Source organism: Okeania sp. SIO3B5 (assembly GCF_010692555.1).
GTDB lineage: Bacteria > Cyanobacteriota > Cyanobacteriia > Cyanobacteriales > Microcoleaceae > Okeania.
In genome coordinates, this window is the sequence record NZ_JAAHHG010000196.1 from 1 (window position 1) to 17,218 (window position 17,218).

A 17,218-nucleotide genomic window follows, 5' to 3' on the forward strand; every position below is an offset into this window, starting at 1 on the left:
TCTGTTGGCAATCATCTGTTTCCCACAATAATTCATCACAGGATTGTTTTGCTAATGCCTGATTTATTTGCTCGGTTATATTTTCATATTCTATTTTTTTAGTCTGGATTTGATTGTCAATTCCTTTATTTTTGGGAATATTTTCTAATTCTTTAATGGCAATTTGTAGCTCATTCCTGGCAATTTATAATTGCCCTTTATTTAAAGCAGTTTCGGTTTGATTAATAGCTGATTATGCTTTTTTAGTTGCTGTGTCTAACATTATCTGATCTGTAATTTCTGGGGTAGGAGTTTTTGTTGGCTTAATTTCCTTTTTGTTATTGTAAAAAATGAATGCTCCTGTACTAATAATTCCCACAATAATAACGGCTATTCCAATTTTTAACCACTGACTATTTCTGGATTTAGTTGCAGTTACGGAAGAAACTTTTTGATTGGGTTCTAGAGATGGTTCGGTTGGAGGAATTTGTACTTTAGTGGGAGGGCTTTCATTAATTGATAATTGATAATGGATAATTGATAATTACCTCTGGTTAAAACCGTTCTTGATTGAATATAAGGAAATATTATTTCTTCTCTTGGTTGATTGGATATGGTTAGGAAACCCATCCATCCGGAGACCGCTTTTTTCCCCTTAAAAGGGGAGGCTTTAAACCAGAATTATTTAATTATTAATAATTAATAATTAATAATTCGGTAATAATAAGTTTTCCTACTTTTTATGGCAGTTAACATTTCTATGGCAGTTTGATAGCGATCGCGAACTGTATCGAAAACAGCTTCGACTTCCGTATCTGGAGAGATATCTTCTCCTAAGAAATTTTCGGTCAAAATTTTTTAGATAAGTTCGGGATAATTTAGTTTTTCCATGTGATAATTTCCTCCTTATTAGGGTCAAAAATTAGTAATTTTAATTGATGTTCGGCGATGACATCTTGAACAAATTCCCGACGAAAAAAGCCATCGTAAACCTCAAAGGTAATAGCCAGATATAATATCCGATAAGGTAATTTAATTATCAATTATCCATTATCAATTATTAATTATTAAAGAGTCATCCATCTTTTTCGAGGGCGGAACGTACTGCATCGTGAAAGATGTCTTTTGCTGACATAATAGCGTTTTTTTGAGGTTGAATTTTGCTTGAGTTTTGGGTTGTTTGGGAAATTATAGCATTTCAGTTATCAGCGATCGGCAGCTATTAATGGTTTGGTTGAGGTAACGCTTTTGGGGATGTTCAATTTGATAAAAGTAGGTTGGGTAGAACGATAGTGAAACCCAACAACACCTTGATGTTTTGGGTTTATCAGGACTTACGCATTAACGCTATTAGTAGGGTATGTTAGCGCCAGCATAACTGAGCAAGGCACTATATATAGATCCTTTGCGTAAGTCCTGTTTATGTTGGGTTTCGTTACCTCAACCCAACCTACAAATGCTAATTTCTTCCTAATTCTTTGAGCTGATCTAGAGATAGTTGATACGCCAGTCGATCTCCTTTTTGTTTGGATATCTCGGCAGCTTTTTCAAAGTCTGATATGGCTTTTTCAATATTCCTGTTAAGCTTGTAAGCCATACCTCTAACAAAATAAGCATGAGCAGATTTGGGATTGAGTCGAATGGCTTGGTTCACGTCAGCGATTCCTTTTTTATATTCTCTCTGTCCAACGTAAATAGCACCCCTAAAAACATAGGGTTCAGCAGATTTGGGATTGAGTCGAATAGCTTTATTCGCCTCGACGATCGCCTTTTCATAATTTCCCTGTCTGAGGTAAGCAGTAGCCCGGTTATAGTAAGCTTCAACATTCTGACTTTGAGATGTAGCAGCATTACCAGAATTTCTGGTAGTCCGATTTTTTCTTGTATTAGAATTACCAGAATTTCTGGCAGTCCGATTTTCTCTTTTCCGAGTTTCTCTTTCAGCTTCTAGCTCTTGCGCTTTTTGTTCTGCCTCCTCACGCTTCCGTCGTTCCTCCTCCAGTTTTTGTTGCCTTTGTCTTTCAACTTCCCGTTCTCGTTTAGCTTTCTGTTCTGCCTCTTGAAGTTGCCTTTGTCTTTCAGCTTCTAGCTCTTGCGCTTTTTGTTCTGCCTCTTCACGTTTCCGTCGCTCCTCCTCAATTTGTTGTTGTTGCCTTTGTAGTTCAACTTCCCATTCTCGTTTGGCTTTCTGTTCTGCCTTCTGAAGTTGCTTTTGTCTTTCAGCTTCTAGCTCTTGCGCTTTTTGTTCTGCCTCTTCACGCTTCCGTCGCTCCTCCTCCAGTTGTTGTTGTTGTTGTCTTCGGAGTTCAGCTTCCCGCTCTAGCTCTTGCGCTTTTTGTTCTGCCTCCTCACGCTTGCGTCGTTCCTCCTCAATTTGTTGTTGTTGCCTTTGTAGTTCAGCTTCCCGTTCTCGTTTGGCTGTCTGTTCTGCCCCCTGAAGCTCCCTTTGTCTTTCAAATTCTAGCTCTTGCGCCCTTTGTTCGGCCTCCTCACGCTTCCGTTGTTCCTCCTCAATTTGTTGTTGTTGCCTTCTAAGTTCAACTTCCTCATTTTCTCTTTTCCGAGAAGAAGAAGCAACAGAAGTTCCCCTAACCAAAACCCTGCTAACCTCCCGTGGCACATCCCGCAAAAAAGTCGAAATCGAAACCCCATCTCCATCTCCACTTTTCACCAACCCCACATGAATACCTACCAACTGCCCCGCCTCATTCAATACCGCTCCCCCACTCATACCTTTATGTAAACCCTCACCAGATACAGTAGGTAAATAATTCAAATTAGTTTCGCCATTTGGGTTATGCTCATTTCCGGCTCGTGGGTTAGTTACCTGAGCCTGAGTAACCTGAAAACCCTCCCTCTTCTCATTTCCAGGCCAACCAGCCACATAAACTTCACTATTATTATTTAATTGATTCGCATCCCCCACCTCCACCACCTCATAATCAGTGAAACTAAGAAATGCCACTACTGCCAAATCTTCCTTTGGGTAACGCTTGATAAATTCTAGAGGCAATACTTCTAATCCCGATCCTGTTTTTTCACTGCGAATATACGCGAAACGTCCATCATCAATATCAGAAATATGATTAGCAGTTAGCACGTAATAAGTTTTATCTTTTTTCCCAATAATTACTCCCGAACCGATAGGAATATAGCGATCGCCTCCAACTAATGTACTCTCAATCACAATCTCAATTACGGTTTGTTTAGCTAATCTTTGTAAAGCAAAAGGATTTAAAGGAGTGCCCGATTCTCTGGCAATAAAATTTGGTAGTTTTGGTTGTGACAATCGGTTGTTCAGAGAGGGTATTTTAGCGTAACTAACCATGGTGAATGTTGTTAGTATAATTGTTAGTTTGATGATATTTTTCATATCGTTTTTTGGTTTAGAGAATTGCCATGAACCGTCAAGGATTTTAATCCTTTGCTAATAGCTAAAATCATCTTTCAGATGACTGTTTATATCAAATCTGGTTAAACAGCAATAGAATGGTTAAGTCTTTAGAATTCTGAATTTCCTAGGTCATGCTCCGCAAACAGAATTCAGGAGAAGAAAGATAAGACAAGATGAGCGTAGTTATGACAATTGGATAATTTTTTTATGTCCAATTAAGCGGATTTGATATTATTTAAGAAATTATCAACAGATATTATATAGCTGTATTCTATGTGCAATTAACCGGATTTGATATTATTTATATACTATCTTGTGCTTTTAGTCATCTTTAGATGACTTCTGCTTTGAGCCAAGAAATTTATTTCTTGGCAGACTTGGAGGATGACAAAACGTAAGCATTCAGCTATTAGCTGTCAGCTATCAGCAACAATATTCTCTCCTTAAGGACAGTGTTTAAATTAATATAGACTTTAAGGACAAGGGAGCTAACTTTTTGTAGTAAGAAAATTAAATATTGCTTTTATCGTAAACTAAAAGTAATAGCTGATGGCTGATAGCTGACGGCTGAATGCTTACGACAAAACTACCTCCGCTAATCAAAATTTAATTCTAATCCGGAAGAAGACAAATCCACCAAAGTTTCTGATGGAATCTCCCAACTTAAACTAGACAAAAAATCCAAAGTTGCCCCTGGAGAAAGAGCCAAAGATTTTGTCACCCGCGAACCATCTTTATACAGATAAATGTCAGGATTAACAAAAATAATCGGCTCTCCTATACCAATAATTCCCACCAACTGACCAGCATTATTTAATACAAGGTCCCCCACTCATGCCATTAAAAATAGTCAAATTATATCATGTCCGGATAATTAGTGATAAAAAAACTTTCTCCTTCTTTTCTTCTTTCTTCCCTCCTGAATTCTGTTTGCGTAGCATTCCGTAGGAAATTGCAGAATTGCTGAATTCTGAGTAGTTTATATCATGTTCGGATAATCAGTGATGAAAAAACTTATCATGAGTGCTTAAACAGTAAATCTTTCTATTTTCCCTACTCCCCTACTCCCCTACTCCCCTACTCCCCTACTCCCCTACTCCCCTACTACCTTAATAATAAGTATTCAACCGGACATGATATTATTTATAACTGTTCAACCGGACATGATATTATATCCAATCTGATATCCCGACTGCATTGGTTTAGGTAAATATTCAGAAACTTCTCCCAATTTAGTACAGGTTAAACCGCGATTATTCGACTTCCGAACATTCACATAAGTAGGAAAACCAACAGCCATTACCCGTTCATTTTTTTCCGACTTCACCAAACTGACAATTTCATAATTTTTCCGACTATTAAAATGAATCTACCTACTGAGACTTAAACAAAATAGAGCCAGAAAATAGGCTCAAATATATACGGGCAAAGGCTTTTACCTCAAAAAAGGTATAAATCCTGAATAAGCAAGGGTTCTAGCCATTTTTAGGGCATCGAGGTAATACCAATTTGATAAATGTTTGCTACAAATAGCTAGGGTATTTCTTAGAATCCAGCAATTCTGCAATCCAGAATTCGTATGGGGATAGATTTAATACCTTTTTTGATGTTGTAAATTATCTTTTTCGTCAAATAGACTTTATTTGAAAGTTTATTTATGATTCTTATTATTCGTAATATTCTTTTTTCAAAATGGTATAATTCCCTTGTCTAGAGTGGCTTTGACGCATTTTTTCGACCAGAAAATGTTTAATATCATGTCCGGATAATTAGTTATAAAAAAACTTTCTCCTTCAACTCCAGTTCTTCTTCTTTCTTCCCTCTTTCCTCTTTCCTCCTGACTCCTGACTCCTGACTCCTCCGTAGTTATTTATTTATCACTGTTCAACCGGACATGATATAAGTACCACTACAAACTTTTTTTTTGACAAAACTTATTATAATAAATTATGCCATTTTGCAGATGCAATACCACCTAGATTTTAAACAGAAGAAGTCATATCATGTCCGGATAATTAGTTATAAAAAAACTTTCTCCTTCTTCTGCTGTTGTTCTTCTTTCTTCCCTCTTTCCTCTTTCCTCCTGACTCCTGACTCCTGACTCCTCCGTAGTTATTTATTTATCACTGTTCAACCGGACATGATATCACTTGTACTGCTAGAAGAAAAAGGGTGCATCTCATAGCAAGCAAAAATACTTTTTTACTATATATATTCCCTGTTCCCTGTTCCCAGATCCGGTGTTCCCTAAAAGCGATAATTTTTTGGCTTTATTCACGCATTGAGATGCACCCAAGAAAAAGTCATTGCGACTGTTCAATCGGATTCTATATGATAGGATAATACTTCACAAGTTTTGTGAATTTGCTCTTCTGTATGGTTCACGGTTAAGAAAAAACGTAAACGGGCGGCATTATGGGGAACAGAAGGATAAATCATTGGTAAAACATTAATTCCTTTTTGATAGAGAAGACTTGACAAGTTTAAAGCCTTTTCTGATTCACCAACTATAATTGGTACGATAGGTGAACCTTGACTCATTCCTGTATCAAATCCGTAATGTTTCGCACAGGAAAGAAAACATTCAACATTCATTTTCAGGCGTTTCACCCGTTCTGGTTCATTCTTTAGTAATTTGAGGGAGGCTAATGCTGCTGCTGTATTCCCAGGGGACATTCCTACGCTAAAGACGAAACCGGGTGCAGTATATTTCAAGTATTGAACGAAAGCATGGGAGGCAGCAATATATCCTCCACAACTGACAAAGGATTTACTTAGTGTTCCCATCCATAAATCAACGTCAGAACGATTAACGTTGAAATATTCTCCAATTCCTCGCCCTGTTTCGCCTAAAACACCGATAGAATGGGCTTCATCTACCATTAAAAAGGTTTTATAGCGTTTTTTCAGTTCAATAATTTCCGGAAGGGGAGCAATATCGCCATCGGTACTATAAATCCCTTCAATTACAATTAATACCTTTTCATAGTGAGGACGATGTTGTTGTAATAATTTTTCCAGGGTATGAGAGTCGTTATGGGGAAATTCTATGGCAGTTGCCCCGGAAAGGGAACATCCTTGACGAATACTATTATGAGAGAAAGCATCATAGAGAATAAGATCGTTTTTGTTGAATAAATGACCAATTGTTGTTGTATTGGTTGTATGTCCGCCAATATAAACGATACAATCTTCTGTTCCTAAGAAATCAGCTATTTCTTGTTCTAATTCTTGATGTAAAGGAATTTCACCTGATAGGATGCGACTGGCAGAAGCGGAAGTGCCATAACGTTTTATTGCTGCCATTACTGCTTGATAGATATCAGGAGAACCAGCTAATCCCAGATAATTGTAACTAGCATAATTAATTAAGGTTCGCCCTTCAATGGTAATTGTATCTCTGGCAATGTCTTCATGGGGAATAAAAAATGGATTTCTTATGTGTTTATAGTTGTTACTTTCATACTGTAGACTTAGATATTCACTACTAAGTTCAAATTGATAAAATTGAGGGGAAATATCTTGGATAAGTTGCCAGTTAAAGGGATTTTCTGGAATGGTTAATTGTTGTTTTTCTTCCTGAACTGAATAGTCTTGAGAAAAGATGTTAGTTTGAGGTGATTCTTCAGGGTTATTAGTTATGCTTAAATCATAATTATCCCTATTGATAATATCATTTAAAATGTTATTTAACAGATGATCGTTTAATAATTCCAAGGAGGGAAAATCAAAGATTAAGCTGTTATCTAGAGAAATTCCTAAATCAGCTTGAATATTATTTTTAAATTCAACTGCCATTAAAGAATCCATCCCTAGTTCATTAAATTCTTGATAAGGTTCAATCAAATCGATGGCAGCATAGCCTAATGCTCTAGATAATTGTTTTTGTAAATAAGTCAACAGGATATCTTGTTGTTCAATCTTTGCAGCACCTTTTAGATTATTAATTATAGTATTGGCAAATTTTGCATAAGAAGGAATAATATTATTTTCCTCCAGGTTGTTTGCCGATTTAATTGAACTATCATATGGAGAAGCATCAATTTCATCAGGATAAATTGAAGATAAAAATAAGGAATTTTGATGATGAGGCAGAAAATTCAAAAAAGATTGCCAATTAACTGAAAATACGGCCGTTTGAGTGACTTCTTGATTTAATAAATCTTCTAAAATCTTAAATCCTTGATTGGCAGAAATTAGGTTAATTCCCATCGTTGAAAAGCGATTTTTTGCCTCAAGAGAAGCTGCCATTCCTGCCTCCTTCCAAGGCCCCCAATTAATACTTAATCCCCTTAATCCTAATCCCTGACGATGGTGCATTAAGGCATCCATAAAAGCATTGGCAGCGCTATAATTTCCCTGTCCTGGGGAACCAATTAAAGATACAATTGAGGAAAAACAAACGAAAAAATCTAATTTACAGTCTTGAGTAATTTGATGCAAATTCCAGGTTCCTCTCACTTTTGCTTCCAGAACTTTTTCAAACCGTTCCCATGTTTGATTGGATAATAGTCCATCGTCCAGCATACCAGCAGCGTGAATAATTCCCCGTAACTTCTGATTATTCTGCTGAAATAGAGCAAATATTTCTGTAAGTTCCTCAAAATTAGCAACATTAGCTGTGAGAATGTGAATTTTTGTTCCTGATTGTTCGAGATGACGTATGGTTTCTAAAGCAGAGGGAGATGGTTCGCTACGTCCGACTAAAATAAGCTGTTTTGCTCCTTTTTGAACTAACCATTGTGATGCTTTTATACCCAGTGCGCCCCATCCTCCTGTAATTAAATAGGCATCATTTTGCTGATTTTTGATTAATTTTTGGCGATTTTGGGGAAAAGTTAAGACAATTTTACCAATATGTTTGGCAGCAGCCATATAACGGAAAGCTTTAACTGATTCCTCAATGGGAAAGACTTTATGAGGTAAGGGTTTCAAATCCCCGGTTTCCAAATTGGGGGTTAATTCAGACCATAAATTTGAGATTAAATCAGGGTTATCTTGAGCAATTTCCAGTAAATCAAAGGGAAAGTAGGAAACATCATCACGTCTTTCCTTAACCTGTTCCTGATTCCAGATGCCAATTTTGCCAATTTCAATCAAACTACCATTCTCACTTAAAATATCTAAATTTCGAGGAATATAATCCCCATTTAAACTATTTAAGATTAAATCAACTCCTTTTCCTGCTGTTAGCTCCATCACTTCATCGGTAAACTCAAGGGTGCGTGAGTTCATAACTTTTTCAATGCCTAATGAATGTAGTACTGGTTTTTTCCGAGGATTTGTGGTGGCAAATATATCTGCACCGATTTTTTGGGCAATTTGCACTGCTGCTTGTCCCACGCCACCTGCCGCTGAATGGATTAAAATAGAATCCCCTGCTTTTATTTTTCCTAATGAGTGCAAACCATAGTAAGCAGTTAGGAAAGCTGTGGGAATAGTAGCTGCTTCAACAAAACTCAGATTTTGCGGTTTTAACGTCACAAATTTGGCTTTAACGTTGACAACACTGGCTAAACTGCCCAATGCTAAGGCTGCCATCACTTCATCTCCCACTTTTAAATGGGTGACAGATTCACCAATAGCGATAATTTTGCCAGCACATTCGCCACCAAAGGGAATTTCACTGGCATTTTTAATCCCCATTTCTTCTAAATAGGGTTGTAGCATTCCTAGTCCATTCAACACATCTCGGAAGTTTAATCCTGCTGCATAAACTTCAATTTGCACTTCATCCGGTTTAGGAGGAGAAGAATTTAGTGGTGTCAAGTTCAGGGAATCTAGGTTGCCATACTGATTGATTTTTAATTGAAAAGGATAGTTAGGTATGGTTGATGTTGTTTTTTTCTCTAATAGACGAGGTACATAACGTTCCCCTTGACGATAAGCAATTTGATCTTCTGCATCAGTTGTCGTAATTTCAGTAGCGATCGCCTGAACTTCTGTATCGGAAGTTGTCAAATCAAGATCGAGAGAAATACAGGGTAAATCTGGATATTCTAAGCGAATAACTCTGCTTAATCCCCAAATACTCGCTCCAAAGGGATTCAGTGAAAGTTGTTCTGAGGTGACTGATTGTGTTCCTCTGGTTATTAAATATAGTTGAGGATTGAGGGAAAATTGTAACTGCTCAAGAGACTGAATTAAATATAATAGACTTTGAATAGCCAGATTTTCTGTTTCTATGGGTTTTTCTGTGTTTTCGGCTGTGATTCCCCAGAGATAAATGATATTTTTGATGGAAATATGATTTGCTTGCAAATAAGCGAATAATTCAGTGAAATCAGTTAATTGTGTGGGATTGATGGTAAATTTATTGCCTGCTTGTTGATAGACTTCTCCCTGGGAAACGGTAATGATGCTATCGCTGTTTTGTTGCCAAGTCTGAGCTAATTTTAAGCCGAAACCTGTTTTGTCTAAGAAAATTAGACAGTTTTGGGGATTTGAGATTGCTTTCCTTCGGAATGCTCCGCAAACGCTATCGCTCGCAATGACAGGAATTGGTGTTTTTGCCTCAGTACAGAACTGACTTGGGGATTTTGAGATTGCTTTCCTTCGGAATGCTCCGCAAACGCTGTCGCTCGTAATGACATTTGCTTCCGTTATGTACTCATTTTGAGGATTTGAGATTGATTCGCTGTCGCTCGTAATGACATTTGCTTCCGTTATGTACTCATTTTGAGGATTTGAGATTGATTCGCTGTCGCTCGTAATGACATTTGCTTCCGTTATGTACTCATTTTGGAAATTTGAGATTGATTCGCTGTCGCTCGTAATGATATTGGCTTCAGTTATGTACTCATTTTGGAAATTTGAGATTGATTCGCTGTCGCTCGTAATGACATTTGCTTCAGTTATGTACTCATCTTGAGGATTTGAGATTGATTCGCTGTCGCTCGTAATGACATTTGCTTCAGTTATGTACTCATCTTGAGGATTTGAGATTGATTCACTGTCGCTCGTAATGACATTTGCTTCAGTTATGTACTCATCTTGAGGATTTGAGATTGATTCACTGTCGCTCGTAATGATATTGGCTTCAGTTCTGTACTTATTTTGGGGATTTGAGATTGATTCGCTGTCGCTCGTAATGACATTTGCTTCAGTTATGTACTCATTTTGAGGATTTGAGATTGATTCGCTGTCGCTCGTAATGACATTTGCTTCAGTTCTGTACTTATTTTGGGGATTTGAGATTGATTCGCTGTCGCTCGTAATGACATTTGCTTCAGTTATGTACTCATTTTGAGGATTTGAGATTGATTCACTGTCGCTCGTAATGACATTGGCTTCCGTTATGTACTCATTTTGGAAATTTGAGATTGATTCGCTGTCGCTCGTAATGATATTGGCTTCAGTTCTGTACTTATTTTGGGGATTTGAGATTGATTCGCTGTCGCTCGTAATGATATTGGCTTCAGTTCTGTACTTATTTTGGGGATTTGAGATTGATTCGCTGTCGCTCGTAATGATATTGGCTTCAGCTCTGTACTTATTTTGGGGATTTGAGATTGATTCGCTGTCGCTCGTAATGATATTGGCTTCAGCTCTGTACTTATTTTGGGGATTTGAGATTGATTCGCTGTCGCTCGTAATGATATTGGCTTCAGTTCTGTACTTATTTTGGGGATTTGAGATTAATTCGCTATCGCTCGCAATGACAGAAATATCTTGTTTGGTGTCACTCCCGTACTCATTTTGAGGATTTGAGATGGCATCGCTGTCGCTCGCAATGACAGAAATATCTTGTTTCTCGTCAGTCCCGTACTCATCTTGGGGATTTGAGATGGTGTCGCTGTCGCTCGCAATGACAGAAATATCTTGTTTCTCGTCACTCCTGTACTCATTTTCGGGATTTGAGATGGTGTCGCTGTCGCTCGCAATGACAGGAATAGGTTGTTTTGCATCAGTCCTGTACTCAGATATATTACTTTTTGGTTGCAGTTGCCAAGCAATTTCATATAAAATCGAATCTTTTATGTGCTGATTAAAAGAAGAGGAGAGAGAATGACGATTAATGCCACGAAGAGATAAACCATTAATATCGGCAATAATTTCTCCCTGTTCGTTCCATAACCGTAAATTTGCTTTTAAAATATCTGGTGTTGTTTCCAGCGTTGCATCTAATTCGATATAACTCCAGATAACCGCAGGACAAAGTTGATAAAAAATTAATCGATCTATACCAACAGGTAAATAACTTTTTTCTCCATTTAATTGATTAATTATTGCCCCTAATGTCTGAAAACAAGCATCGAGTAAAGTAGGATGAATTTGATAAAATTTTGCTTCTGACTGTAACTCATTCGCCAGATAAATCTGACTTAATCCTTGATTTTTTCCCCTCCATAATTGTTTAATTCCTTGAAAAGTTGTGCCGTAAAAAAGTCCCTTTTGTTCACATTTTTGGTAATGTTGAGTTACTGAAAGTTCCTCGGAACATTTTGCCTGAGCTTCTGGTAAATCAAGAGTTAATATCTGATTTTCCGGTTCACTATTAATAATTTCTCCCCTAGCATGACGAGTTTCTTGTTTGGTTTCCGGCAAAAAACTCACCACTTCAAAACTATAGTTCTGAGGAGTAATTTCAGTCAAATTAAACTTTAAAAAATTTTCTTCAGCGTTTAACCTTAAAAACTGCTCAAATTTAATATTTCTTAACTGGGAAACAGCAGATTTTAACAGAGCTTCCTTCCCTGCAAATAAAGCAATTTCTAAATAAGCAGTTGCCGGAAAAACAGGTACTTCCTCTAAACAATGATCCTTAAGATAACCGAGAGAATTTAAGTTAATTTGACTTTGATAAATAATCTGAGAAACGTCTTTTGATTCAATCCGCATTCCCAAAAGAGGATGCACAACTTTAGGAGATTTTTTTGTATATAAATCCGTTTCCCACCAATAAGACTGCCTTTGGAAAGGATAGGTAGGTAAAGTAACCAAATGACGGTGATAAGGAACATCAAATTCTTGCCAATTTAAGGGAACTCCCCAAACATAAAGTTCCCCAAGAGTTTTCAGTATCTGTTGCCAATCAGAATAACCTTGCCGTAAACTAGCTAACCATAAAGGAAAAGGCGATAAATCCCTTTTTTGCCAACAATGCTGTCCCATTGCCAATAAAATCGGTTGAGGCCCCATTTCCATCAAAACTTGATAGTCATATTTTTGCAAGGTTTGCATAGTATCAGCAAAGCGAACACAAGAAAGAGTATGCAAACACCAGTAATCAGGATTAGACATTTCATTGGTGACAAAATCTCCTGTTACATTGGAAATAATATTCATTTTCGGGAGATGATAACTAATTTCCGATGCCACCTGTCTGAAAGGCTGAATCATCGGTTCCATCAGAGCAGAATGAAAACCATGAGACACTCTTAAAAGTGTATTTTTAATCCCTTTGCTGTTTAAATCTTCAATAATTACTGCAACTGTTTCTTTTTGCCCCGATAATACCCAATGACAAGAACCATTTCTACCAGCGATCGCCACATCAGGATAAGCTCGAATCAACGGCAAAATCTGTTCTTCTTCAGTCATAACAGCTACCATTGCCCCATTAGAAGGCAAATTTTGCATTAATTTTCCCCGTTGCGCCACTAACCTCAAACCATCTTCCAAACTGAAGATTCCTGCCACACAAGCAGCAACATATTCCCCTAAACTATGACCTAAAACAACCGAGGGGGTAACGCCCCAAGACTGCCATAATTTGGCTAAGGCGTATTCAATGGCAAATAAAGCGGGTTGAGCATAAACAGTTCTATCAATTAAACTGGAGTTTTCTATGGATCTTAGATTATTCTCTTGAAACCTAGAATCTACTGGCTTTTTTGTTCCCTGCTCCCTGTTCCCTGCTCCCTGTTCCCTGTTCCCTGTTCCCTGTTCCCTTCCTTGGATTAAACTGGAATCTTCTGAGTGAGAATCAGGATATAAAAGATCGATTAAAGCAATATCTAGAGTATTTTGTAAAATTTCATTACAGCGATCGATAATTCCTCGAAAATAGGGCTGAGTTTCGTAGAGTTCTCTACCCATGTTAACATATTGTGAACCTTGTCCTGTAAATAAAAAAGCAATTTTAGAAGGAATCAGCTCTGACAGTTTTCCTTGGCAGAAATTAATCTTATTTTCTGCTTGATGCTGAGTTTTGCTGAAAATTTCATTATTATCCTGACTCCCGTTCCCTGTTTGCCCAATTTCTCGTAATTTATTCTGTAATGCTTCTCGATTTTTCCCCCATATTGCCAAACGATGACTAAAATGGGTTCTTCTGGTGTTCGCTGTAAAACAAATATTGCTAAGAGAGAGGAGAGGATGAAATTTCAATAAATCATAATAGCGTAAACATAGCGATCGCAAAGCAGATTCCGTTTTGGCAGACAAAGTAAGAAAATCAACAGGCCGTTCTATTTTGCCATAAACCAGAGACTCTGATAAAATAGGAGATTCTTCTAAGATAATGTGGGCATTTGTGCCACCAAAACCAAAAGAATTAACCCCTGCTATTCTGGGAAAATCTTCACCTCTTGGCCAAGGTTTTAAAGTAGTATTAACGTCTAACTTCAGTTGCTGAAAGTCAATCTGGGGATTTCCTTGACGAAAATGTAAATTAGGGGGAATCTGTTGATGCTTCAGAGATAAAACAACTTTAATTAAACCTGCCATTCCGGAGGCTGTTTCTAAATGACCAATATTACTTTTAACTGAACCAATTAGGCAATTTTTCCCAGTTCTGCCCTCCGATAAAACCGTCCCTAACGATAATGCTTCAACGCGATCGCCAACTGGTGTTCCCGTTCCATGAGCTTCGATATACTGAACATTAGCAGGTGTAATCTGCGCTGATTCATAAGCATCTCGTAACACCGCGATTTGTGAACTTAAATTAGGGGAAGCAATACCGTCAGTTCGTCCATCTTGATTAATCGCACTGCCTCGAATCAACGCATAAATCGGATCGTTATCTGCTTTTGCTTGAGATAAGAGCTTTAAGACAACAACCCCTGCTCCTTCCGATCTTACATAACCATTAGCACTAGCATCAAAACTTTTACAACGGCCATCCCCTGAGAGAAACCCCCCCTTACTAAAACCAATAGTGCCAAAGGGAGACAACAACACATTTACCCCTCCCGCTAACGCCATCGTCGATTCCCTCTGCAAAAGACTGCGACAAGCCAAATGAACAGCTACTAAGGAAGAGGAACAAGCCGTATCTACCGCTAAACTAGGGCCTTTTAAGTCTAAAACATAGGAAAGCCGATTTGCCGCCATACTATTAGCTGTTCCTGTCGTACCATAGGGATGATTGACAGGTTGATGCCATAACATTCCCCAATAATCATTAGAACCAATGCCGATAAAAACCCCTGTTTTTGTCCCAATTAAGTTCTCTGGCAACTGTCCCCCATCTTCCAACGCTTCCCACGCCACTTCTAAAATTAACCTTTGTTGGGGGTCCATTGACGTTACTTCTCGCGGGGCAATTCCAAAGAATTGTGGGTCAAATTCGTCAATTTTCTCTAAAAAGCCGCCCCATTTACTATTTGTCTTGTCCAGTCTTTTAATATCGGGGTCATAATACTTCTCAATTGACCAACGGCAGTCTGGAACTTCCGTAATTCCGTCTCTGCCATCTCGTAACAATTGCCAAAAAGCCGTGGGATTATCCGCCTGGGGAAAACGACATCCCATACCAATAATTGCAATGGGTTCTAAAGACATCTCACAAGTTCCTGTTTTAGAATCAATCTCATTAAATCACAGGTTTATATTATAGAATCAAATCTTATTATTAATAGGACTTAGGCAAAATATCAAATCATACATCATCTGTAGGGGCGATTCGCGAATCGCCCCTACAGGAATCGCCCCTACAGGAATCGCCCCTACAGGAATCGCCCCTACAGGAATCGCCCCTACAGGAATCGCCCCTACAGGAATCGCCCCTACAGGAATCGTCCCTACAGGAATCGTCCCTACAGGAATCGCCCCTACAGGAATCGCCCCTACAGGAATCGTCCCTACAGGAATCGCCCCTACAGGAATCGCCCCTACAGGAATCGTCCCTACAGGAATCGTCCCTACAGGAATCGCCCTAAAACGGAATTTGATCGAATTGTATTTCTTGAATGCGATCGGGATTTTCGCTATCTTCATACCATTTAAGGGGATTTTCGGTAATGTATTGGCGTGTTATTTCTAAAGAGCGATCGTTACGGTTAATGCGGTCGTAAAAATCTCGTTGCCAAACTGGATAACCAGGTGTTTGTCTTAATTGGTTAATTTTTTTTGCTGAAACGGTTTTGAATGCCCCCACCAAACGACCTAGCGGTTTCCGTTTGATGTTGCTTGCTGTGTCAGTAATGATGATAATCCCATGTAAATGATTAGGCATGACAACCCAAGTGTCTAATTCTACATAACTATATTGTTGTTCGAGCCATTGCCAAGATTGGGCAACAATGCGACCGTATTCATTTAATTTAACAATACCGCCGACAATTTGACCGAACAAACATTCTCGGTTTTTGGTACAAAGGGTGACAAAATAGGCTCCGGGTTGAGTGTAGTCATATCCTTTTAGTCTTAGGGAGCTACGGCGTGGCCGATCGGGGTTGTATGGCATGGTTTTTTTGTGATGAAATGGTTTTTTATGCTAACATAAAAATGATTATAATGAATCATTATGTAGGGGCGATTCGCGAATCGCCCCTACAAATAAATCGCTTGCCCTCAAGTTATTTAATATTTGGCAAAAAGGAACAACAATCTGTGTCATTAATTCTAATCAGATATTTTTGCCAATTCTTCTAATAATAAAGCTTCTGCCTCTGCTTCGCTCAGTTGCTCAATATCTGTTGTCTCTAAAGAATGGGATGGTAAGGATTCGGAAAGTAAATCATCACTAGAAAATAATTTTTCTAACAAATAGATCCTTTTTCTCTATAATGGGAGAAAAGCGTTTCAAAAAAAAGGATGGTTAAACCATGAGTAATTTGGAAGAAACTTTAAAATCTGTTAGATTTCTGGTGGATGCTAAAGGCAATAAGACGGCAGTGCAATTAAGCATTACTGCTTGGGAAGCTATTCTCAATTGGATCGAAAATCGGGAAGATGAAACTATTGTATCTGAAGCAATGAAGGAGTTAAAAAATGCTGGTAGCAATCCCCAAAAAGCGGGATGGTTAGATTGGGATGCAGTTAAGGATGAATGGGATAAAGATTGAAATTATTGAGTTAAAGAAAAGATATGTATAGAGTTTGGTTATTAGCATCAGTCCACGATTGTAGACGTAATTTACCTGGTGTTGTCCGTCAAAGAATTAAGAAAATAATTGATGCGCTGAGTGAAAATCCCCGTCCTGATAACAGTATTAAACTTGATTTTCCTACAGATACAGATTCTTGGGAACCTAGACGAATTAGAGTAGATTCGTGGCGAATAGTTTATGCTGTTGATGATACTTTTGAACAGGTGGCAGTTTTGGCTATTAGGAAACGTCCGCCTTATGATTATGACGATCTAATAGAACTGTTAGCAGAGTTAGAATAGATAGTAAGTTGGACGGAGATTGCCACGGGGGGATAACGAGAAAAGCAATAAATCTATTCTTACCATCGCCCCTCGCTGTGGACAAGAGGAAAAAAGCGATCGCTCCCCCCAAAAAAACACTTATACCAATTTGAAAAAAGAATGCCATGCTTAAGTTATACCAATTTGATAAATGTTTGCTACAAATAGCTAGGGTATTTCTTAGAATCCAGCAATTCTGCAATCCAGAATTCGTATGGGGATATATTTAATACCATTTTTGATGTTTTAAATTATCTTTTTCG

11 protein-coding genes are annotated in these 17,218 nt (G+C 38.0%); 2 read left to right on the top strand and 9 right to left on the bottom strand.

Annotated features, from left to right (window positions below):
- Positions 1-678 precede the first annotated feature (678 nt).
- The 9 genes from F6K54_RS23140 to F6K54_RS23180 form a co-directional block, all read right to left on the bottom strand.
- The gene (locus F6K54_RS23140) at positions 679-831 is read right to left on the bottom strand and encodes a hypothetical protein (RefSeq protein ID WP_293082521.1); all 153 of its coding nucleotides are present in this window, start codon (positions 829-831) and stop codon (positions 679-681) included.
- A 26-nt stretch (positions 832-857) separates the two neighbouring features.
- On the bottom strand, positions 858-1,022 hold the full coding sequence (locus tag F6K54_RS23145) for an element excision factor XisH family protein (RefSeq protein WP_293082524.1): 165 nt from the start codon (positions 1,020-1,022) through the stop codon (positions 858-860).
- Between the two features lie 416 nt (positions 1,023-1,438).
- On the bottom strand, positions 1,439-3,352 hold the full coding sequence (locus F6K54_RS23150) for a trypsin-like peptidase domain-containing protein (RefSeq protein WP_293082526.1): 1,914 nt from the start codon (positions 3,350-3,352) through the stop codon (positions 1,439-1,441).
- Between the two features lie 616 nt (positions 3,353-3,968).
- Complete coding sequence (locus tag F6K54_RS23155; RefSeq protein WP_293082529.1) at positions 3,969-4,205, bottom strand: hypothetical protein; 237 nt, start codon at positions 4,203-4,205, stop codon at positions 3,969-3,971.
- Between the two features lie 321 nt (positions 4,206-4,526).
- Entirely contained in the window at positions 4,527-4,703 is a 177-nt protein-coding gene (locus F6K54_RS23160) for a hypothetical protein (RefSeq protein ID WP_293082532.1), read from the bottom strand.
- A gap of 986 nt (positions 4,704-5,689) precedes the next feature.
- Positions 5,690-15,103, bottom strand: a complete 9,414-nt coding sequence (locus F6K54_RS23165; RefSeq protein WP_293082535.1) for a type I polyketide synthase — start codon at positions 15,101-15,103, stop codon at positions 5,690-5,692.
- A gap of 57 nt (positions 15,104-15,160) precedes the next feature.
- The gene (locus F6K54_RS23170; RefSeq protein WP_293082537.1) at positions 15,161-15,538 is read right to left on the bottom strand and encodes a hypothetical protein; all 378 of its coding nucleotides are present in this window, start codon (positions 15,536-15,538) and stop codon (positions 15,161-15,163) included.
- A complete protein-coding gene (locus F6K54_RS23175) occupies positions 15,477-16,007 on the bottom strand; it encodes a transposase (protein WP_293082540.1) in 531 nt (176 codons plus the stop codon). Before F6K54_RS23175 ends, F6K54_RS23170 begins: the two co-directional genes overlap by 62 nt.
- Before the next feature lie 158 nt (positions 16,008-16,165).
- Positions 16,166-16,309: a hypothetical protein gene (locus F6K54_RS23180; RefSeq protein ID WP_293082542.1), complete on the bottom strand. Its 144-nt coding sequence runs from the start codon at positions 16,307-16,309 to the stop codon at positions 16,166-16,168.
- A gap of 59 nt (positions 16,310-16,368) precedes the next feature.
- Between F6K54_RS23180 and F6K54_RS23185 the strand changes: the two genes are divergently transcribed.
- Positions 16,369-16,608 (top strand): hypothetical protein, encoded by a 240-nt coding sequence (locus tag F6K54_RS23185; protein ID WP_293082545.1) that lies wholly within the window; start codon positions 16,369-16,371, stop codon positions 16,606-16,608.
- 23 nt (positions 16,609-16,631) lie between these two features.
- Positions 16,632-16,934, top strand: a complete 303-nt coding sequence (locus F6K54_RS23190) for a type II toxin-antitoxin system RelE/ParE family toxin (RefSeq protein ID WP_293082546.1) — start codon at positions 16,632-16,634, stop codon at positions 16,932-16,934.
- Positions 16,935-17,218 lie beyond the last annotated feature (284 nt).

Excerpts from the sequence above, each read along its gene's own strand:
- F6K54_RS23150 (WP_293082526.1), bottom strand. The coding sequence starts at position 3,352 with ATGAAAAATATCATCAAACTAACAATTATACTAACAACATTCACCATG.
- F6K54_RS23165 (WP_293082535.1), bottom strand. The coding sequence starts at position 15,103 with ATGTCTTTAGAACCCATTGCAATTATTGGTATGGGATGTCGTTTTCCC.
- F6K54_RS23170 (WP_293082537.1), bottom strand. The coding sequence starts at position 15,538 with ATGAAGATAGCGAAAATCCCGATCGCATTCAAGAAATACAATTCGATC.
- F6K54_RS23175 (WP_293082540.1), bottom strand. The coding sequence starts at position 16,007 with ATGCCATACAACCCCGATCGGCCACGCCGTAGCTCCCTAAGACTAAAA.
- F6K54_RS23185 (WP_293082545.1), top strand. The coding sequence starts at position 16,369 with ATGAGTAATTTGGAAGAAACTTTAAAATCTGTTAGATTTCTGGTGGAT.
- F6K54_RS23190 (WP_293082546.1), top strand. The coding sequence starts at position 16,632 with ATGTATAGAGTTTGGTTATTAGCATCAGTCCACGATTGTAGACGTAAT.